The 19,271-nt window shown below is 64.1% G+C and carries 19 protein-coding genes and 1 pseudogene; 17 read left to right on the top strand and 3 right to left on the bottom strand.

What is annotated here, in order from left to right; translation table 11 throughout:
* Positions 1 to 160 precede the first annotated feature (160 nt).
* The 9 genes and pseudogenes from ACHMW7_RS27935 (at position 161) to ACHMW7_RS27895 (ending at position 8,254) form a co-directional block, all read left to right on the top strand.
* Complete coding sequence (locus tag ACHMW7_RS27935; RefSeq protein ID WP_395448609.1) at positions 161 to 1,552, top strand: dipeptidase; 1,392 nt, start codon at positions 161 to 163, stop codon at positions 1,550 to 1,552.
* A gap of 76 nt (positions 1,553 to 1,628) precedes the next feature.
* A pseudogene (locus tag ACHMW7_RS27930) lies at positions 1,629 to 2,247 on the top strand (ribonuclease D).
* Between the two features lie 149 nt (positions 2,248 to 2,396).
* Complete coding sequence (locus ACHMW7_RS27925; RefSeq protein WP_395448608.1) at positions 2,397 to 2,696, top strand: hypothetical protein; 300 nt, start codon at positions 2,397 to 2,399, stop codon at positions 2,694 to 2,696.
* Positions 2,697 to 2,766: 70 nt separating this feature from the next.
* Positions 2,767 to 3,018, top strand: coding sequence for a hypothetical protein (locus tag ACHMW7_RS27920; RefSeq protein WP_395448607.1), 252 nt, complete (start codon positions 2,767 to 2,769; stop codon positions 3,016 to 3,018).
* A 35-nt stretch (positions 3,019 to 3,053) separates the two neighbouring features.
* On the top strand, positions 3,054 to 3,254 hold the full coding sequence (locus ACHMW7_RS27915) for a hypothetical protein (protein ID WP_395448606.1): 201 nt from the start codon (positions 3,054 to 3,056) through the stop codon (positions 3,252 to 3,254).
* A 211-nt stretch (positions 3,255 to 3,465) separates the two neighbouring features.
* The gene (locus ACHMW7_RS27910) at positions 3,466 to 3,699 is read left to right on the top strand and encodes a hypothetical protein (RefSeq protein ID WP_395448605.1); all 234 of its coding nucleotides are present in this window, start codon (positions 3,466 to 3,468) and stop codon (positions 3,697 to 3,699) included.
* A gap of 188 nt (positions 3,700 to 3,887) precedes the next feature.
* Complete coding sequence (locus ACHMW7_RS27905) at positions 3,888 to 6,110, top strand: PBP1A family penicillin-binding protein (protein WP_395448604.1); 2,223 nt, start codon at positions 3,888 to 3,890, stop codon at positions 6,108 to 6,110.
* A 200-nt stretch (positions 6,111 to 6,310) separates the two neighbouring features.
* Entirely contained in the window at positions 6,311 to 7,138 is an 828-nt protein-coding gene (locus ACHMW7_RS27900; RefSeq protein ID WP_395448603.1) for a DUF2865 domain-containing protein, read from the top strand.
* Between the two features lie 258 nt (positions 7,139 to 7,396).
* Positions 7,397 to 8,254 (top strand): hypothetical protein, encoded by an 858-nt coding sequence (locus ACHMW7_RS27895; RefSeq protein WP_395448602.1) that lies wholly within the window; start codon positions 7,397 to 7,399, stop codon positions 8,252 to 8,254.
* 94 nt (positions 8,255 to 8,348) lie between these two features.
* Here ACHMW7_RS27895 and ybaL read toward each other — a convergent pair whose 3' ends face one another.
* Positions 8,349 to 10,157, bottom strand: a complete 1,809-nt coding sequence (gene ybaL / locus ACHMW7_RS27890) for a YbaL family putative K(+) efflux transporter (RefSeq protein ID WP_395451459.1) — start codon at positions 10,155 to 10,157, stop codon at positions 8,349 to 8,351.
* Between the two features lie 193 nt (positions 10,158 to 10,350).
* Complete coding sequence (locus ACHMW7_RS27885) at positions 10,351 to 10,800, bottom strand: host attachment protein (RefSeq protein WP_395448601.1); 450 nt, start codon at positions 10,798 to 10,800, stop codon at positions 10,351 to 10,353.
* A gap of 421 nt (positions 10,801 to 11,221) precedes the next feature.
* Between ACHMW7_RS27885 and cysG the strand changes: the two genes are divergently transcribed.
* The 5 genes from cysG to ACHMW7_RS27860 are packed head-to-tail and all read left to right on the top strand — an operon-like array spanning position 11,222 to position 15,950.
* A complete protein-coding gene (cysG, locus tag ACHMW7_RS27880) occupies positions 11,222 to 12,673 on the top strand; it encodes a siroheme synthase CysG (protein WP_395448600.1) in 1,452 nt (483 codons plus the stop codon).
* Positions 12,670 to 12,975, top strand: coding sequence for a DUF2849 domain-containing protein (locus tag ACHMW7_RS27875; protein ID WP_395448599.1), 306 nt, complete (start codon positions 12,670 to 12,672; stop codon positions 12,973 to 12,975). The genes cysG and ACHMW7_RS27875 overlap by 4 nt, the downstream gene beginning before the upstream one ends.
* Positions 12,976 to 12,995: 20 nt before the next feature.
* Positions 12,996 to 14,666 carry a nitrite/sulfite reductase gene (locus tag ACHMW7_RS27870; protein WP_395448598.1) on the top strand — a complete coding sequence of 557 codons (1,671 nt, stop codon included), beginning with the start codon at positions 12,996 to 12,998 and terminating at the stop codon, positions 14,664 to 14,666.
* Complete coding sequence (locus tag ACHMW7_RS27865; RefSeq protein ID WP_395448597.1) at positions 14,641 to 15,399, top strand: phosphoadenylyl-sulfate reductase; 759 nt, start codon at positions 14,641 to 14,643, stop codon at positions 15,397 to 15,399. The genes ACHMW7_RS27870 and ACHMW7_RS27865 overlap by 26 nt, the downstream gene beginning before the upstream one ends.
* 11 nt (positions 15,400 to 15,410) lie before the next feature.
* A complete protein-coding gene (locus ACHMW7_RS27860; protein WP_395448596.1) occupies positions 15,411 to 15,950 on the top strand; it encodes a DUF934 domain-containing protein in 540 nt (179 codons plus the stop codon).
* A 36-nt stretch (positions 15,951 to 15,986) separates the two neighbouring features.
* Here ACHMW7_RS27860 and ACHMW7_RS27855 read toward each other — a convergent pair whose 3' ends face one another.
* Positions 15,987 to 16,397 (bottom strand): hypothetical protein, encoded by a 411-nt coding sequence (locus tag ACHMW7_RS27855; protein ID WP_395448595.1) that lies wholly within the window; start codon positions 16,395 to 16,397, stop codon positions 15,987 to 15,989.
* A 55-nt stretch (positions 16,398 to 16,452) separates the two neighbouring features.
* On the opposite strand from ACHMW7_RS27855, the gene grpE reads away from it, so the two are divergent.
* The 3 genes from grpE to ACHMW7_RS27840 all read left to right on the top strand — a co-directional run bounded on the left by grpE (position 16,453) and on the right by ACHMW7_RS27840 (position 19,250).
* Positions 16,453 to 17,085, top strand: coding sequence for a nucleotide exchange factor GrpE (grpE, locus tag ACHMW7_RS27850; protein WP_395448594.1), 633 nt, complete (start codon positions 16,453 to 16,455; stop codon positions 17,083 to 17,085).
* 119 nt (positions 17,086 to 17,204) lie between these two features.
* Positions 17,205 to 17,837: a trimeric intracellular cation channel family protein gene (locus tag ACHMW7_RS27845; RefSeq protein ID WP_184769930.1), complete on the top strand. Its 633-nt coding sequence runs from the start codon at positions 17,205 to 17,207 to the stop codon at positions 17,835 to 17,837.
* A gap of 69 nt (positions 17,838 to 17,906) precedes the next feature.
* On the top strand, positions 17,907 to 19,250 hold the full coding sequence (locus tag ACHMW7_RS27840; protein ID WP_395448593.1) for an NAD(P)/FAD-dependent oxidoreductase: 1,344 nt from the start codon (positions 17,907 to 17,909) through the stop codon (positions 19,248 to 19,250).
* The last annotated feature ends 21 nt before the right edge of the window (positions 19,251 to 19,271 follow it).

Below are 19,271 nucleotides of genomic sequence, written 5' to 3'. Positions count from 1 at the left end.
AAGAAAGTGCCGCCGTGGTTCCCCCCTCCACCACGGCGGCACTTTTTTGTCCGCGCTCCGACAAGCTTCTGCGGCGTTGGCTTCTGGCCCAATCTTGCCGGCTTTTCGTTTTCCTGTTGGCCAACTAGGTTGCGCTCCAGAAGAATCGAAAGGCATCACAATGTCCGCTCTCGCGCCCGTTCTCGACCGTCTCGACAAAAATCTCGACAAGTCCCTGGAGCGCCTTTTCGGCCTGCTTCGCATCAAGTCGATCTCCACCGACCCGGCCTTTGCAGGCGATTGCCGCAAGGCTGCCGAATGGCTGGTCGCCGACCTCAAGAACATCGGTTTCGACGCCAGCGTGCGCGTTACATCGGGCCACCCGATGGTCGTCGCCCACCATGACGGCCCGGCCGGCTCGCCGCATGTGCTGTTTTACGGCCACTACGACGTCCAGCCGGTCGATCCGCTGAACCTATGGGAAGACGATCCCTTCGATCCCAAGATCAAGGAGATCGAGCCTGGCCGCAAGGTCATCACCGGTCGCGGTTCGTCCGACGACAAGGGGCAGCTGATGCTGTTCGTCGAGGCTTGCCGCGCCTGGAAAGAGGAGCATGGCGGCCTGCCGTGCAAGATCACGCTTTTGTTCGAGGGCGAAGAAGAGTCCGGTTCACCGTCGCTCAAGCCGTTCCTCGATGCCAATGCCGAAGAGCTCAAGGCCGATTTCGCCATGGTCTGCGACACCGGCATGTGGGACCGCGATACGCCGGCGATCTCGATCGCGCTGCGCGGCCTTGTCGGCGAGGAAGTCGTGGTCAAGGCGGCAAACCGCGACCTGCATTCGGGCGAATATGGGGGGGCTGCCGCCAATCCGGTGCGCATCCTTGCCAAGGTGTTGGCCGCGATCCACGACGACGATGGCCGCATCACCATTCCCGGCTTCTATGACGGCGTCGAGGAAACGCCCTCGCAGATTTTGAAGTCGTGGGAGACGCTTGGCGAGACCGCCGAGAAGTTCCTCGGCGAGGTCGGCCTGTCCATTCCTTCGGGCGAAAAGGGCCGCTCGGTGCTCGAACTGGTTTGGGCACGCCCGACAGCCGAGTTCAACGGCATCATCGGCGGCTACACCGGCAGGGGCTTCAAGACGGTGATCGCGGCGGAAGCCTTGGCCAAGGTGTCGTTCCGCCTCGTGCACAAGCAGGATCCGGAGAAGATCCGCGCCGCCTTCCGCGAGTTCGTCCGGGCGCGCATCCCGGCCGATTGCAGCGTCGAGTTCCACGAACATGGCGGTGGGCCGGCGATCCAGCTGTCCTACGACTCGCCCTTCCTGGGCAAGGCCAAGGATGCGCTGTCGGACGAGTGGTCGAAACAGGCGGTGATGATCGCCATGGGGGGCTCGATCCCGATCGTCGGCGACTTCCAGACCTATCTCGGCATGGAATCGCTTTTGGTCGGTTTCGGCCTGCCCGACGACCGCATCCATTCGCCCAACGAGAAGTACGACCTGAGCTCGTTCCACAAGGGCCAGCGCTCCTGGGCACGCATTCTTGATGCGCTGACCAAGCGCAGCTGAGCTCGAAGCTAAGGTTTCTGTTGATTTTTCCTCCGATCGCGGCAAGTGAGAAGCCAAGCCGCGATCGGAGACAACGATGACCATCCGTTTTCACAAAAACGACCTGCCCGACCTCCAGCACTACGATGTCGATGCGGTCGCCATCGACACCGAGACGCTGGGGCTGAAATCCGCATCGCGACCGGCTCTGTGTCGTGCAGATATCGCCCGGCGACGGCACCGCCGATGTGATCCAGATCGCGCCGGGGCAGAAGAAGGCGCCGAACCTTGTAAGCCTGCTCAAGGACCGCAAGGTAACGAAGCTGTTCCACTTCGGCCGCTTCGACATCGCCGTGCTCTACAACGCCTTCGGCGTGATGGCCGAGCCGGTGTTCTGCACCAAGATCGCCTCGCGTCTGACCCGTACCTACACTGACCGCCACGGCCTCAAGGACATCTGCAACGAGCTTCTCGGCGTCAGCCTGTCGAAGCAGCAGCAGTCGTCCGACTGGGCCGCCGAGACGCTGTCGCCGGAGCAGCTCGAATATGCCGCCTCCGACGTGCTTTATCTGCACCGCTTGCGCGACGTGCTGGCCGGCCGGCTGGAGCGCGATGGCCGAGCCAAGGAAGCCGAGGCCTGCTTCCGCTTCCTGCCTGCCCGCGCCAAGCTCGATCTGATGGGCTGGGACGAAGAAGACATCTTCGCCCACAGCTGAGATTTCACAGCCTATTGAACTTACACATCTTTTTCCCCGAAAGCCGGAACCGGCTTTCGGGGCACGCGGCGTTGGAAAAGCCTTTTTAGGGAACGAACTTGGCGGCTGAGCCGTTTGGGCTGCGTAATCTAGTGAAAGGATGTACCCGAATGGCCACGACCCGTGAAGAAATCCAGACCGAGCTTGAAGACCAGGTTTCCCAGCTGACCAAGCAGGTCGCTTCATTGACCAAGGCGATGTCGAAGCGCAGCGCGGCCGCGCTCGCCGACAGCCGCGACAGCGCTTCCGAACTTTACGACGGGTTCTACGACCGCTTTACCGAGGCCCTGCCGGCGATGCGCAAGCAGGCGCGCGCGGCGCAGAAGACCGCCCAGGACAACCCGATGACGACAGCACTTGTCGGCGTCGCCGTTTTCGGCCTGCTCGCCGCTTTGCTAACCCGTCGATGACTTTTGCTGCCGCGTGGCTTTACCGGGCCGCGCGGTCTATCGTTGGTGAGCAGAATCCGAGGGGAACCACATGAGCGCCAAACTGCCGATCGCCACGGCGCCGACCGATGGCTCGAAGGTCACCGTCTACTGGACCGACCGCGACGGCCAGGAAAATGAATCGGTCGCGCAGTTCAGGTCGCTGGCCCGTCTGAAAGCCGCTGGCGGGCAGTGGGACGAAAGCGACGAAGGCTGGTGGGCCTATGTCGACAGCGATACCCAAAAGCGCATTACGCCGCACTCCTGGGCCAAATCAGGCGGCAGCGACGACGAGGAAGAATAGGCGTATGATCGGGTCGCTTGCCTGGGAGAACAGCCATGGCCGAAAAACCCGATCGAAACGAACATCAGTTCATGGTGGCGGCTGTCGAGGCCGCCAAGGACGATACGCTCGACGGTGTTGCGGTGACGCTTGTCGATGCCCGCGGCGGCCGCGTTCGCCTTCATATGGACACCGACATGGCCGAGATCCTGCGCGAGCGCATCTCGGCGGCGCTCAACAAGACCATCGGGCCGTGACAACGAAAAACATTGCCCAGCATCCTCCGATGAAGCCTATGACGGTCGTGCCGCGCGGCATTGGTCAAGCCCGTTCCTATGGCGCCGATATCCTGACTTGCGGCCCCCGCGCTACGACAGCGTAAAAATCTCAACTCTCCTTTGAACCTTTCCCCGCCCTGCGACGACCCAGTCTCGTGAGGTGGGAAAATTCGTTTCAAAGGAGAGAACCATGAGTGCACTTCGTAACATCATTCTGGCCGTTGTCGCAGCTTCCGCCGTGACAGCGTGCCAGTCGACCGAGATCCGCCGCTGCGAATGGAAGCCGAAGGATCCGCGCTACCTGCAGAGCAGCAATTGCTGCGACAGGAACGATCCGTCGAGCCCCTGCCACAAAGGCAGCGACAAGCCGGATCGCCCCGACAAGCCGAACGACCCGCGCCCGAATGATCCGATCCCGCAATGAGTTGACGAGACCCCGCAAGCCGCCGCCCGCAAGGACGGCGGTTTTGCTGTGTCGGTCGCAAGGTCTGCCCTGGCCGGTCGTCGTGCTTTGCCCACAGGCCCGCGGGACTGGATGTTTAACGCCCCCTTAAATCGCCGCATTTACTGTCCAACCGGAACGCCATTGGCATGGGGGCCGGACAAACAGGTATGGCGAACCGGAACGACAGACGCATCGAACCCAGCTTCGACGGACCGCGTAATGCTGCGGACGACGATGACTTTTCGGTGCGCGAGGAGGATCGCGTCGTGCCCAGCCGCCGCAAAGCCCCGGCCAAGCGTAAATCTTCCAAGGCGCGCGCCACCCCGCGCGGCCGCTCGCGCAAGCCCAAGCGCGGCCTGTTCGGCATCTTCGGCCGACTGGTCTACTGGTGCTTCGTTCTCGCCATCTGGGGCGGCATCGCCGCCGCCGGCATCGTCGTTTACTACGGCGCCAAGATGCCGAGCGCCACGACCTGGGCCATTCCCGACCGCTCGCCCAACATCAAGATCGTCGGCGTCGACGGCCAGCTTGTCGCCAATCGCGGCATGACCGGTGGCGAGGCCGTCGGCCTGCACCAGATGTCGCCTTACATCCCGCAAGCGGTGATCGCGATCGAGGACAAGCGCTTCTATTCGCATTTCGGCTTCGACCCGATCGGCTTGGCGCGCGCGGTGTCGACGCGTTTTCTCAACGGGCGCTTTACCCAGGGCGGCTCGACGCTGACCCAGCAGCTGGCCAAGAACCTTTTCCTGAAGCCCGACCGCACGCTGGAGCGCAAGGTCCAGGAAGTCCTGCTGGCAATGTGGCTGGAGCAGAAGCACACCAAGGACCAGATCCTGGAGATGTACCTCAACCGGGTGTTCTTCGGCTCCGGTTCCTACGGCGTCGAGGCCGCCTCGCGGCGCTATTTCGGCAAATCCTCGCGTGACGTGACGCTGGCCGAGGCCGCCTTGCTCGCCGGCTTGCTCAAGGCGCCGTCGCGGCTGTCGCCGGCGCGCGATCCCAAGGCTGCCGGCGACCGCGCCCAGCTGGTACTGGGGGCCATGCGCGACCAGGGCATGATCGGCGAGAAGGAACTGGCCAACGCCATGATCGCGCCGGCGACCCGTGTCGCCTCGTTCTGGACCGGTTCGGAAAACTACGTCGCCGACCGCGTCATGCAGGAGCTTCCCGAGCTCATCGGCGAGGTGCAGTCCGACATCGTCGTTGATACGACGGTCGACATGACATTGCAGGACCTGGCCGAGAAATCGATCCGCCGGCTGATCGACGAGAACGGCCAGAAGCTCAACGTCAGCCAGGGCGCGCTGGTCTCGATCGACAATTCGGGTGCGGTGCGTGCCATGGTTGGCGGCTATGATTATTCGACCAGCCAGTTCGACCGCGCCTCCGAGGCACGGCGCCAGCCAGGCTCGGCGTTCAAGCCCTTCGTCTACATGGCAGCGCTCGAGCAGGGCCGCACGCCCGACAGCATGCGCAACGACGCGCCGATCAAGATCGGCAAGTGGACGCCGGAAAACTACAACGGCAAATATTATGGCCGGGTGACGCTGAAGACGGCATTGGCGAAGTCGCTGAACTCGGTGGCGGCACAGCTCGCCATGGAGGTCGGGCCGAACGCGGTCGTCGAAGCCGCCCATCGCATGGGCATCGAGTCCGAGTTGCAGCCCAATGTCTCGATCTCGCTCGGCACATCAGAGGTGACGCCGCTCGAACTCACCGCCGCCTATGTGCCCTTCGCCAATGGCGGCTACCGGCCCGAGGTGCACATCATCCGCCGCGTCACCACCACCGACGGCAAGGTGCTGTATGAGAACACGGCAGGCGGCGGCCCGCGTGTCATCAGCCCCGAAGTTGTTGGCATGATGAACGCGATGATGACCGGCGCGGTCGAGGAGGGCACGGCCAAGAAGGCAGCCTTCGCCTGGCCCGCAGCCGGCAAGACCGGCACCAGCCAGAACTCGCGCGATGCCTGGTTCGTCGGCTTCACCGCCAACCTGACCACTGGCGTGTGGTTCGGCAATGACGACGGCAAGCCAATGAAGAAGGTCACCGGCGGCGCGTTGCCGGCACTCGCCTGGCACGAATTCATGGTGGCGGCCCACGAGGGCGTGCCGATGGCCGCCTTGCCTGGCTCCTGGACGCCGGGCAGCGCGGCACCCGAGGTAGCAGTCGAGAGCCAGCCGCTCGACGAAAACACGTTTCCCGCGGCACCTCAGCCGGCGCGAAAGCAACAGCCTCGGCCGGTCGAACAGGTCGGCGCCGCCGGCACCGCGCCGCAGGAGCAATCCTCGACCGCCTCGATCCGCCGTCCAGTTCCTCCAGGCGAGGTCGGCGGTCCGCCTCAGCGTCGCGAGACGTCCATTCTCGATGTGCTGTTGGGAAACTAGCCCAGAAATTGCCTCGACAGTCACCGACAGAGGGCGTTGGCCAGTCGGCATGGCGCTCATTGCCGTTAACATAATTGTCGGATGATGTTTTGAAGTAAAATGCCATCGTGATATTGACTTGAGCTTGCTGAAGTCTGGCGGAGCTTGGGCAATTGACTTTCATTGCATTAGAAGTTCGGAATATTGTGGCGAGGCTTGCGTTGTGCGTTTTCGCTTTGCTTGTCGGTCTTTCCCCGGCCAACGCCGATGCCTGCAGCGCGCTTCGAACTCAGCTCGGCGGCAGCAATGCGGCTCCCGCGTATCTGACCAGGCAACTTCAGGCGATCAAGGCGCTTGAGCGTCAACGGCAGTGCAGCGGCCGCAGCAGTGGCGGGTTCTTCGACCCCTGCCGCGACCTTGCCGGGCGACGGGCAAGCGTCGAGCGCGACATTCAAAACGCGTCGGGCCGGGGCAACAATGCGGCGATCAGGGCGCGCCTGTCGGCGATGGGCTGCACGCAGGTGGCGGCCGTACGTCCGGAGCGCCGCAGGACGGAACGGCCTTTGTCATATACCGGGCAGGCGATGCTGTACTGCGTGCGGCTGGCGGACGGCTATTATTTCCCTGCTCCCAATGCGCAGTTCGTCAATGCCGGCTACTACGACAACACGCTCGATCGCTGCCGCTACATCTGCAACGACAAGGCGATGGACGTCTATGAACTCGACGACATCGGGCGGGAAACCGAGGAGATGGCCTCGGTGAGGACGCGCCAGTCCTACAAGGATCTGCCATCCGCTTTCGCCTATCGCGACAAGGCCGATTTCCAGGGTTGCGACCTGCCGCGTTACTATCGCCGCGCCGACGAGATGCGGGCGCGGACGGTGACGCCGAAGAACATGGACGCGGCGATCATCCCGGTGCCTCAGGCCAAACCCGAGATGGTGCTCGACGGCACGGTCACAGCGTTCGTGCCGGAGACGCCCAGGGCAACGCCAGCGACCACGCGCAATGTGCGCGTCGTGGGTACGCCATTCCTGCCGAACTAGGCCGCCAGGAAGCGGGCGCCCTGAGTGTCCGCCCTGAGTCGTCAACCGAACTCACTTCGCGTCGCAAAGATCTGCGCCGCAGTGCCGGCCGGTCCCGCATCGAGAGGTGAGGGCCGACGCATTGCCTATCTGTTGCCGCAATGTATCACTGTCGCCGGAAAACAAGTCAGGGTTGTTCCCGGTTGGATCTGGTTATCTTTCCCTTGCGTAAATTAGCGTTATGGAATGTTGCATTGCGTTTTTGACGAGGGGCCATCCATGAAGAAACTGCTCGCTGCTGCCGGGTTTGCGACGCTTGCAACATCGGCTTTCGCTGCCGATCCGACGCAACCTGTCGAGGAGACCGTTCGCCAGCTTTCCGGTTACGGCCAGATTTATGGTGGTGGCCTTTGGCTCAGCGAACTGTCCGATGAGACGTTGTGGGCGGCTGGTGGCGCGGCCCGCATTAACGTGCCGTTTGCCGAGCGCTGGAATGCCCAGGGCGACTTCACCGTCGATGCCATCGGCCAGGACGGCAACAGCATCCACGGCGTCGGTGGCGTTGCGCACGTCTTCTGGCGCGATCCGGCTTCCTATGCCTTCGGCGGTTTCGCCCAGGTCAAGACCTATGGCTTCTCGAGCGGCTCGGACGCGGATCTTTGGGACTGGAAGGTCGGCCCCGAGGCCCAGGCTTATCTGGGCAACGTGACGCTTTACGCCCAGGCCTATTACGGCGGCCTGGAAGCCGACCTCTTGCCCGTCGATATCGATCTGGTGGGCATTCGCGGCGTGGTTCGCTACTTCGCCCAGGACAATCTACGCTTCGACGGCGAGCTTGGCTTCCATCGCACCCATTTGAGCGTCGGTGGCGATTCGGCCGACATCGACACCATCGCTGCGGCCCTGCAGGCGACGTACCGCTTCGACGGCACTCCATGGTCGGTTTTCGGTCGCTACCAGTACGAGAACGTCTCGTTGTCGGAGGGCGGCCCTGGTACGGATAGCTTCGACTCGCACAAGCTGATGGTCGGGCTGCGCGCCAGCTTTGGCAGCACCACGCTGATCGATGAAGATCGCAATGGCGCGACGATGGACACCTACCAGCCCAATTTCGTGATGCCGTTTCCCTTCCTTTGAGGTCGGTGTCGTAGCTATGTCCGGTCGTTGAAGCAAAGGCCGCGCAGTGAACTGCGCGGCCTTTTGCTTTCTGGAGAATCGTGGTTCGGCCGGATCAGGCCGCTGCCGGCGGGGCGTCGGGGTCCGGACCGCTGACCGGCGGCGTGGGGCCTGACTCCATCACCTGCTCGACGATGCCGCGGGCGATCTCGCGCTCGCCCATGATCACCTTGTCGGCGCCGAGCCCGGTGAGATGGTCGACCTCTGCGTCGGAATGGGCACGCGCCACGATCAGCATCCCCGGATTGGCGGCCTTGGCCTTGAGGATGATCTGGCCAGCCTCGAAGGCATTGGGGATGGCGAGGATCAGCCGCTTGGCGCCATTGGCATTGGCGGCGGCGAAGACCTCGCCCTTGACCGCGTTGCCGGCGACCGTCTCGATGCCGTCGGCCTTGAGCTTGGCAATCGTCTTGTCGGCGTCTTCGATGACGAGGAACGGCAAGCCTGCCTCCCGCAGCGATTTGCCGACGAGCGAACCGACGCGGCCGTAGCCGATGAGGATGGTGTGATCGGTGAGCTTGGTTGGAGGCGGCACGTCTTCGTCGTCGATGACCGGCACGGACGTCGTGGTCGCGACTTCGCCGGGCTCCGTCGCCGGTCCGATCGGAACCACCTCGACAACGTCAGGGGCGTTGCCGGAGCGCTTTTCCAGCCAGGGTTTCAGCCGCGCCGCACCGGCAAAGATAAGCGGGTTCAGCACGATCGACAGGATGGCGCCGGCAAGGATCAGGTCGCGGCCCTTTTCCGGCAAAAGGCCGAGCCCGACGCCGAGTTCGGCCAGGATGAAGGAGAACTCGCCGATCTGCGCCAGGCTGGCCGAAATGATCAGTGCGGTGGCCACCGGATAGCCGAAGGCGATGACGATCAGGAAGGCGGCGACCGACTTGCCGATGATGATGATGAACAGCGTGGCGAGGATCGGCCAGGTGTTGCTGAGCAGGCTTGTCGGGTCGAACAGCATGCCGACCGAGACGAAGAACAGCACCGAAAACGCGTCGCGCAGCGGCAGGGTTTCTTCCGCCGCCTGATGGCTGAGCTCGGACTCGCTCATGATCATGCCGGCGAAGAAGGCGCCGAGCGCCAGCGAGACGCCGAACAGCTTGGCCGCGCCGAAGGCGACGCCGAGCGCGATCGCCAGCACCGCCAGCCGGAACAACTCGCGTGAACCGGTATGGGCGACGTAGTGCAGCACCCAGGGGATGACACGGCGGCCGACGACCAGCATGACCACGACGAAGGCGGCGACCTTGGCCAGCGTGATGCCGATGACGCCCCAGATGCCGAAGTCGAAACGCAGGGCAAGGATGTCGGGCGCCTGGGTTGTCTGCGCCTCGCCGCCGAGCACGCCGGCAAGGGCGGGCAGCAGCACCAGCGCCAGCACCATCGCCAGGTCCTCGACGATCAGCCAGCCGACGGCGATGCGGCCACGTTCGGTCTCGATCATGCGCCGTTCCTGCAGCGCCCGCAAAAGCACGACCGTCGAGGCAACCGACAGCGCCAGGCCGAAGACCAGGCCGGCCCCGATCGACCAGCCGAGCATCGAGGCAAGGCCGGCGCCGAGTGCCGTGGCAAAGGCAATCTGGACGATGGCGCCGGGCACGGCGATGGCGCGGACCGAGAGAAGGTCCTTGAGCGAGAAATGCAGGCCAACGCCAAACATCAGCAGGATGACGCCGATCTCGGCGAGTTCGAGCGCTAGCTCCTGGTCGGCGACGAAACCGGGCGTGTTGGGCCCGACAAGAACACCGGCGACCAGATAACCGACGAGCGGCGGAACCTTGAAGCGATTGGCGAGCGCGCCGAAGATGAATGCCAGCCCCAGACCGGCGACGATAGTAGCGATGAGGGGCGTGTCATGCGGCATTGTCCCGGCGGCACCTTTCGAAATGAGCATTGTTTTGGGGTGCGGCGGTAAAATCCGCTGCATTTCCAATATGGTGGACGCAGGCGCGCATGCGCAACCCTAGGCAGCCAAGAAACTTGGCCCCCAGTGGAAAAAAGTGCTGGCAGCGACTGCCAGCACTTAATGGAAGATTGCCTGGAACTGTTGCCTGGGCTCAGGCCGCCATCAGGATGGTCTCGATGTCGGCAACGCTGTGATTGGTCAGTGTCTTGGCCATTTCGGCCGAGACACGCTCGTCGACTTCCTTGTGCAGCTTCTTGCGCAACTCGCCGAGCACCAGTGGCGGCGCCACCAGGATGATCTCGCGGAAGGCGCCGGCGTGGGCGAATTTGTAGAGCCGTGTCGCGACCTCGTCGGCGAAGCGCTCCTTGGCGACGCGGTGCCAGTCGGTATCGTCGACCGCGCTGCGGTGGATCGACGGGCCGTCACTGTAGCGGCCGGGGCGATCGCTGCCTTGTTCGCGCGTCGGCGGGTTGTCCTGCTCCATCTCGCGGACGACTTCGAGGTTCGGATATTTGGTGTCGCCCCGGTTCTTCAGGAACAGCGCCTTTTCGCCATCCGCCACGAGCACCCAGATCCCGTGTTTCAGATTGATGTGCGTCATGTCGTGCTCCTTCTGCTGCTAGCCCCTCGTTGGGGAACGTCGGGCAGCCGCGGATGTTCCGGACGGGTAGCAAAACGAGGCCGGAGCGCCATCGAGCTTAATTCTACTAAGTTAGTAGAAATTAGGAAAAACGCGTCCAGAGGCCTCGCGCTTTTGTCGCGTCCCGTCAGCAAGACAGCGACACCGGCGACACGACAAATCCGGGCGATTCATGGGTTGCCGCCGGTAAACCAGGCAGTGCGAGTCCTTGCAGAAGTCTCGGCCCGGAAATGAGCCCGAGCCCTCCTGTTGGAATAATTTTCTCTTGGCGCATTGGGTCGGGCAAAAGCGATTGCCTCCCCTAACGGCGCGCGCGAGTGCATTTCTTCTGCAGCGCAGCAATGGCGGCTAGAAATGGTGGGTATTCCGGAACCATCGCGTCATGACTCAAGCCGCCGCCAAGTTGAACGCCTTCCCGATCTTCCTCAAGGTCGAAGGCGAAGCCGTGGTCATCGTCGGCGGTGGCGATGAGGCGCTGGCCAAGGCTCGCCTGCTCAGCCAGTCGAGCGCCGAAATCCGCATCATTGCCGACCAAGCCGAGCCGCAGCTGCGCGACTGGATCGCCACCAATGGCGCAACCCGTATCCATGCGGCCTATGATGCATCGCTGATCGAGCGGGCTGTCATGGTGTTCGCCGCGACCGGCGACGCGGCGCTCGATCGCCGCATCTCCCAGGATGCCCGCGAGCTGGGCGTTCCGGTCAATGCCGTCGACCGTCCCGAGCTCTGCGATTTCTTCACCCCTGCGCTGGTCAATCGTGCGCCTGTCGCCGTTGCTATCGGCACCGAAGGGGCAGGGCCGGTGCTGGCGCAGATGATCCGCGCCCGCGTTGACCGAATGCTGTCGCCGCAACTCGGCGCGCTTGCGACGCTTGGCGCCGGCTTCCGCGACGCCGTTGAGCGTATGCTGCCCAAGGGCAATGTCCGCCGCGGCTTCTGGCGCGAGTTTTTCGAAGGCGCGCCGGCGCGGGCGCTCGACAACGGCCAGCTTGCCGAGGCGCATGACGCGGCGACCGAACTGCTGCTGCAAAAGGGGGCGAGCAAGGGCCATGTTGCGCTCGTTGGTGCCGGCCCCGGCGCCGAGGACCTGCTCACCCTGCGCGCCCATCGCCTGCTGATGGAAGCCGATGTCATCGTCCACGACGCGTTGGTGCCCGAGGCGGTGATCTCGATGGGCCGTCGCGACGCCGAGCGGCTGCCGGTGGGCAAGCGCAAGGGCTGCCATTCCAAGACCCAGAGCAAGATCAACGACCTGCTCGTCGAGCTGGCGCAGGCTGGCAAGCGCGTGGTGCGCCTCAAGTCGGGCGATCCGTTGGTGTTCGGCCGGGCTGGCGAAGAGATGCAGGCGATGCGCGATGCCGGCGTGTCCTACGAGGTCGTGCCGGGCGTCACCTCTGCCTTCGCCGCCGCTGCCGATTTCGAACTGCCGCTGACGCTGCGTGGCGTCACCTCCTCGATGGTGTTCACCACCGGCCACGATCTCAAGGGCGGCTCGCTGCCCGACTGGGCCAAGCTTGCCATCTCCGGTGCGACGGTTGCCGTCTATATGGGCCGCTCGGTTGCCGCCGACGTGGCTGGGCGCCTGATCGATGCCGGGCTGTCGCCCGATACGGCGGTTGCCGTGGTCGAGAACGCCAGCCTGAAAAACCGCCGCCGTTTCCACGGCACGCTCGCCGACCTGCCGTCGCTCGAAGCGCGCAGCGATCTCGACGGGCCGGTCATGACCATCATCGGCGACGCTGTCGCCGGCGCCAATTTTGAACTTTCCGAGCCGCTCGCGGCACACAGGCACGAACAGGCCGCCCGCGCGGCGCTCGAAGGAAGCAGGGCATGAAGATCCTTACCGCCAATCGGCTGACCGACGGCGAGGCCGTGTGGTTCGCGGCCGACGGCACATGGGCCGAGACCATCGATGTCGCCGAAACCGTCGGCGACAAGGCCGGTGAAGCCCGCCTCGAGGCGATCGGCAAGGCCGCCTACGACAACAACGAGGTTGTCGACGTCAACTTGATCGATGTCAGCGTCGTTGATGGCGCGATCCAGCCACTCAGGCTGCGCGAAGTGATCCGCGCCGCCGGCCCCAGCAATCGCCTCGACCTTGGCAAGCAGGCCCGGCCCGCAGCCGGCGCCGCCTGAACACAGACCGGAAGACGACCATGTACCGTTACGACGAGTTCGACCATGATTTCGTAAAGGCCCGCGTCGCCGATTTCAGCGACCAGGTCGAACGACGCCTTGCCGGCGAGATCACCGAGGACCAGTTCCGGCCACTGCGCCTGATGAACGGCGTCTATCTCCAACTGCACGCCTACATGCTGCGCATCGCGGTGCCTTATGGCACGCTGAGCTCGAAGCAGATGCGCATGCTCGGCCACATCGCCCGCAAGTACGACAAGGGCTACGGCCACTTCACCACGCGCCAGAACATCCAGTTCAACTGGCCGGCACTTTCCGATATTCCGGCGATCCTGGCCGACCTCGCTTCGGTCGAGATGCACGCCATCCAGACCTCGGGCAATTGCATCCGCAATGTCACCGCCGATCATTTCGCCGGTGCCGCCGCCGACGAGGTCGCCGATCCCAGGCCTTACGCCGAGATTTTGCGCCAGTGGTCGTCGGTGCATCCGGAGTTCTCATACCTGCCGCGCAAGTTCAAGATCGCGGTAACAGGTGCCGAGCGAGACCGCGCCGCGATCCAGACGCACGACATCGGCCTGCATCTGAAGAAGAACGACAAGGGCGAACTCGGCTTTGCCGTCTACATCGGCGGCGGTCAGGGCCGTACGCCGATGGTCGCCAAGAAGATCCGCGACTTCCTGCCGGAACAGCATCTGCTGTCCTACACAACGGCGATCCTGCGCGTGTACAACCTGCACGGCCGCCGCGACAACAAGTACAAGGCGCGCATCAAGATCCTGGTCCACGAGACCGGCGTCGACGAGATCATCCGGCAGGTCGAACATGAGTGGCAGGCGCTGAAGGACGGCGAACTCGAGCTGCCCGAGGCCGACGTCGCGGCGATCCAGTCCTACTTCGCACCGCCGGCACTGACGGCGCGGCCTAAAGGCGACGAGGCGGTCAAGCTGGCGCGGCTCGATTCCAAGAGCTTCGGCGACTGGGTCGACCAGAACGTCTTCACCCACGGCAATCCCGACTACGCTGCCGTGACGATCTCGCTCAAGGGCATCGGCGAGGTGCCGGGCGACGCCACCGACAGCCAGATGGACGCGGTCGCCGACATCGCCGAGAGGTTCGGCTTCGATGAAATCCGCGTCAGCCACGAGCAGAACCTGATCCTGCCGCATGTCGCCCGCGCCGATCTCAAGGCGGTCTACGACGCGCTGGTGGCGATCGATCTCGCCACCGCCAACTCGAACCTGATCAGCGACATCATCGCTTGCCCCGGCCTCGACTATTGCGCGCTGGCCAATGCCCGTTCGATCCCGGTGGCGCAGGAAATCTCCAGGCGCTTCGCCTCGCTCGAGCGCCAGCGCGACATCGGCGAGCTGAAGCTCAAGATCTCCGGCTGCATCAACGCCTGCGGCCACCACCATGTCGGCCACATCGGCATCCTGGGCGTCGAGAAGAAGGGCGCCGAGCTTTACCAGGTGACGCTTGGCGGCTCGGCCGACGAACACACCTCGGTCGGCGAGATCATCGGCCGCGGCTTCGGCCCCGACGAGATCACCGATGCCATCGAGACAATCGTCGAGACCTATCTCGGCATCAGGCTCGACCGTTCGGAAAAGTTCCTCGACGCCTATCGCCGCGTCGGCCCAGCGCCGTTCAAGGAGGCGCTTTATGCTAGCGAAGCCAAGGCAGCCTGACGCCGAGACCGAAGCGCAGGTTCTGGCAGAAGCTGCGGCGCTCGACGCGCTCTACGGGCATCTGACGCCCGTGGAGATCATCGCGCGCGCGGCCACCGAACGCTTTGCCGGCGAAATCGCCGCCGTGTCGTCCTTCGGGGCGGATTCGGCAGTGCTGCTGCACATGATTTCGGAAGTCGACCGCAAGCTGCCGGTGATCTTTCTCGACACCGGCAAGCATTTCGGCGAGACGCTCGACTATCGCGACGCACTGGCCGCCGATTTCGGCCTGACCGACATCCGCATCATCACGCCTGACGATGCGGCCCTGGCGCGTATCGACCCGACCGGCAATCTGCACCAGACCAGCACCGATGCCTGCTGCGACGTGCGCAAGGTCGAGCCGATGGCGCGCGGCGTCGAGCCGTTTCGTGCCTGGTTCACCGGCCGCAAGCGCTTCCAGGCTGCGACCCGTGCTGCACTTCCGGTGTTCGAGCAGGTCGGTCCGCGTTTCCGCATCAACCCGCTGGCGCGCTGGACCACGTCGGACCTCGCCGATTACATGCGTAAGCACGCGTTGCGCGAGAACCGGCTCGTCGCCTATGGTTACCTGTCGATCGGCTGCTTTCCTTGCACGCAGATCGTCAAGCCGGGCGAGGATGCGCGCAGCGGGCGCTGGGCCGGGCAGGCCAAGACCGAATGTGGCATCCATCTCTCCGGCCTCGAACAGTCGCTGACTGACGCATCACTTTAGGAATTCACTTTATGACCGAAGCGACACCGGCGATCCGCCTCTGGACCCCTGAAGGCTTTCGGGACGACGGCTGGGCCCATGCCGAGGATGCAAGTGCGTTGGCCGGCAACAGCCGGGTCATCCTGCCGCTTCAGGCTTTTCTCGAACTCTCGGCCGAACAGCGCGAAGCGGCGAAGGAACGCCTTGGCGTCCTGCTCCAGCCTGGCGACCAACTCGAGGAAATCGTCGACTCGCTTGACCAGCTGTCTTTGGTCGCCCTTGCTTTCCCGGCCTTCAGTGACGGCCGTTCCTTCTCGAAAGCCGAGCTGCTGCGCAGCCGTCATGGCTTCCAAGGTGCTGTGAGGGCGACGGGGCAGGTGCTTGTCGACCAGTTGCCGCACATGCTGCGCGTCGGCTTCGATGAGTTCGAGGTCTCGCATCCGGTGCTGTTGAAGCGGCTCGAAGCAGGCCAGGCGGGTGGTTTGCCGCTCTATTACCAGCCGACCGCCAAGCCGGCCGAGTTGCCTTCGGAAGGCGCGAAATATTCCTGGCGCCGCGCCGCGCGCCCCTGAGCACCACTGAAACGCTGGACGAGAGCGCCTGGCGCTTTAGTTTCTGCTGAGCATTTTTCGCAGCGGCTTGTCGTGTTCGGCGGCGTCGAGCCTGTCGAGCAGGCGGCGGAGTTTTTTGGGCAGGTGTAGGTCGGCCTGGAATGCTGGCAGCGCTTCCAGCACGCGTAGATTGCTTTCGGTGGCGAGTTCGCGCCTGATATTTGTCGCCACCTTGGTTGCGGTCTTATTGATGCGTGTGCTGGGCATGACTGAGGGCCTGTTCTTCATGGGGAGAACTCCTGCCAGATGCATATGGTTCCCATATCGATCGCCCGCCGTGGCAATGGTCGGCCTGTATGGTAAAGCTTGAATTAATATTGAATTGTTGACGCTTGCCGAACCGCCGAGCGAGGCGCCACGAGGCGCGACATCCCGTCCTTGCGGCCCTTGCCCCTTGATTTTTGACACCTAAACCTCGATATCGGGCGCAACTTAGAACGTATCCAAACAACGGGAATTGGCGATGAGCGACCAGGCAAAAGACGAACGCACGCCCGACGATGTGGCGGCTGCCGAGGCCCAGGCCGAGAAGATCGAAGGCAGCGTCGAAGGCGACTACGAAGCCCTCGTGCGACTGCTGAAAGAAAACGAAGAGCTGAAGGACCGCGCGCTGCGCACGGTTGCCGAGATGGAGAACCTGCGCCGCCGCACCGCCCGCGACGTGCAGGATGCCCGCGCCTACTCGGTGGCGAACTTCGCCCGCGACATGCTTTCGGTGTCGGACAATCTGCGTCGCGCCATCGAGGCGGTTTCCGACGAGGCCAAGGCAGCCGGCGGTGCGGGCCTTGCCAGCCTGATCGAAGGCGTTGAAGTGACGGAGCGTTCGATGCTGTCGGCGCTCGAACGCCATGGCGTGCGCAAGCTCGATCCCCTCGGCGAGAAGTTCGACCCGAACTTCCACCAGGCGATGTTCGAAGTGCCGAACCCCGACGTCGTCGCCAACACGGTCGTGCATGTCGCCCAGTCCGGCTACACCATTGGCGACCGCGTCCTGCGCCCGGCCATGGTCGGCATCGCCAAGGGCGGCCCCAAGCATGTCTCCGAGGCCCCGGCCGAGCCCGGCCCGGTCAACGAACAGGCCGAGAAAGACGCCTGAGAAATAGCGAATAGGGAATAGGGAGTAGCGAACGGGGAATTGGCGGATATTGTAGCTGCAAAGCTGGGATTCGCCATGTTGTCTTCCTGTTCGCTACTCACTACTCCCTCTTCGCCCTCATGAACCCATTGCTTTACCTCGACTATGCTGGTGTGGCGGTGTTTGCCGCCACCGGCGCGCTTGCCGCCTCGCGCAAGCAACTCGACGTCATCGGGTTTCTGTTTCTGGCGAGCTTTACCGGCATCGGCGGTGGCACCGTCCGTGACGTCATCCTGGGCCTGCCGGTGTTCTGGGTCATCAATCCGGCCTATGTGCTGGTTTGCGCGGCGGTTGCCGTGCTTGTCTTCCTCACCGCCCACCTCGTTGAATCCCGTTACAAATTGCTGCTCTGGCTCGATGCACTCGGCATGTCGGCCTATGCCGCCATAGGTGCGGCCAAGGGACTGGCAGCGACCGGTTCGCCAACGGTCGCCATCGTCATGGGGCTTTTGACGGCGACCTTCGGCGGCATCCTGCGCGATCTTCTCGCCGGCGAGCCCTCGGTGCTGCTCAAGCCTGAAATCTATGTCTCGGCGGCAATGGTGGGGGCGGGCATCTACACGCTCGCCGACATCGCCGAACTGCCGCCGGAGGTGTCGACGGTCGTCGCCTTTGTCGCGGCCTTCATGGTCCGCGGCGGCGCGTTGAAGTTCGGCTGGACTTTTCCGGCCTATCGTAGTCGTCCGGGCCGCCGCCCCGAAGATATCCCCTGAGATGTCTGGCCCTATACCTGTCCGCGAAGCTGGCTTTACTATGCGCCGACAAAGCAGAGGACAGAATCGATGCCGCATCGGGTTGTGGTCGTAGGCGCCGGCTTCGGCGGGTTGGAGGTCGTCAAGGGGCTGGCGGGGGCTGCGGTCAGCATCACCTTCGTCGACCGGCGCAATCACCACCTGTTTCAGCCGCTGCTCTACCAGGTGGCGACGGCCTCGCTGGCGACGTCAGAGATCGCCTGGCCGATCCGCTCGCTTGTCTGGAACAGGCCGGAGGTGACGACCATCCTGGCCAACGTCACCGGTGTCGATGCCGAACGGCGCCTTGTGCTGCTCGAAGGCGGCGAGACCGTGCCTTATGACAGCCTGGTGCTGGCGACCGGCGCGCGCCACGCCTATTTCGGCCATGACGAATGGGAACGCTATGCGCTTGGCCTGAAGACACTCGAAGATGCGACGACGATCCGGCGGCGCATCCTGGTGGCGTTCGAACGTGCCGAGCGCGAGACAGACCCGGAAAAGCAGGCTGCACTTCTGACCTTCGTCATCGTTGGCGCAGGCCCCACCGGGGTGGAACTGGCCGGGACGATTGCCGAGCTGGCGCGGGATACGCTGCCGCGCGATTTCCGCAACATCGACACGGGCAGGGCGCGGGTGGTGCTGATCGAAGCCGGACCGCGGGTCCTTGGCGGGTTCCCCGATGACCTCTCCGAATATGCGCTGCGCTCGTTGCGCAAGCTTGGCATTGAGGTCGAACTCGGTCGCGCCGTCTCCAACTGCACCGCCGACAGCGTCACTTATGGCGACGTCCGGCTGGCGACGAAGACGATCATCTGGGCCGCCGGCGTGCGCGCATCGCCCGCCGCCGAGTGGCTCGGCGCCCCGGCTGACAAGGCGGGACGTCTCCAGGTCATGCCCGACCTGACGGTGCCCGGTCACCCCGAGATATTCGCCATCGGCGATACTGTGACGGTGAGCGGTCCGAACGGAAAACCCGCGCCCGGCATCGCGCCCGCCGCCAAGCAGCAGGGCCAGCACGTCGCGGCCACCATCAAGGCGCGGCTGCGCGACAATGCCGCGCCGCGCCCGTTCCACTACCGCCATCAGGGCAGTCTCGCGCAGATCGGCAAGCGCCGCGCGGTCATCGACTTCGGCTGGATCAGGCTGCGCGGCGCCCTGGCCTGGTGGCTGTGGGGCATCGCCCACATCTACTTCCTCATCGGTTCGCGGGCGCGGCTCAGCGTTGCCATCAACTGGCTCTGGATTCACGCCCGCAACCAGCGCGGCGCCCGGCTGATCACCCAGGGCGAGGCCCGGATCGATGCGATCGGGGTAATGGCTGGCGAAGAGGCGAAAAGCGCGCAGCCAGCCCTTGCGGCTGGCGCCACGCCAGTGCCATCAGGGCGTCAATGACGGATCGAACTCGCCGAGACG

It is taken from the genome of Aminobacter sp. UC22_36 (assembly GCF_044056035.1).
Taxonomy (GTDB): domain Bacteria; phylum Pseudomonadota; class Alphaproteobacteria; order Rhizobiales; family Rhizobiaceae; genus Aminobacter.
The sequence above is the reverse complement of the archived record's forward strand: the minus strand, read 5'-3'. Positions and strand labels throughout refer to the sequence as shown.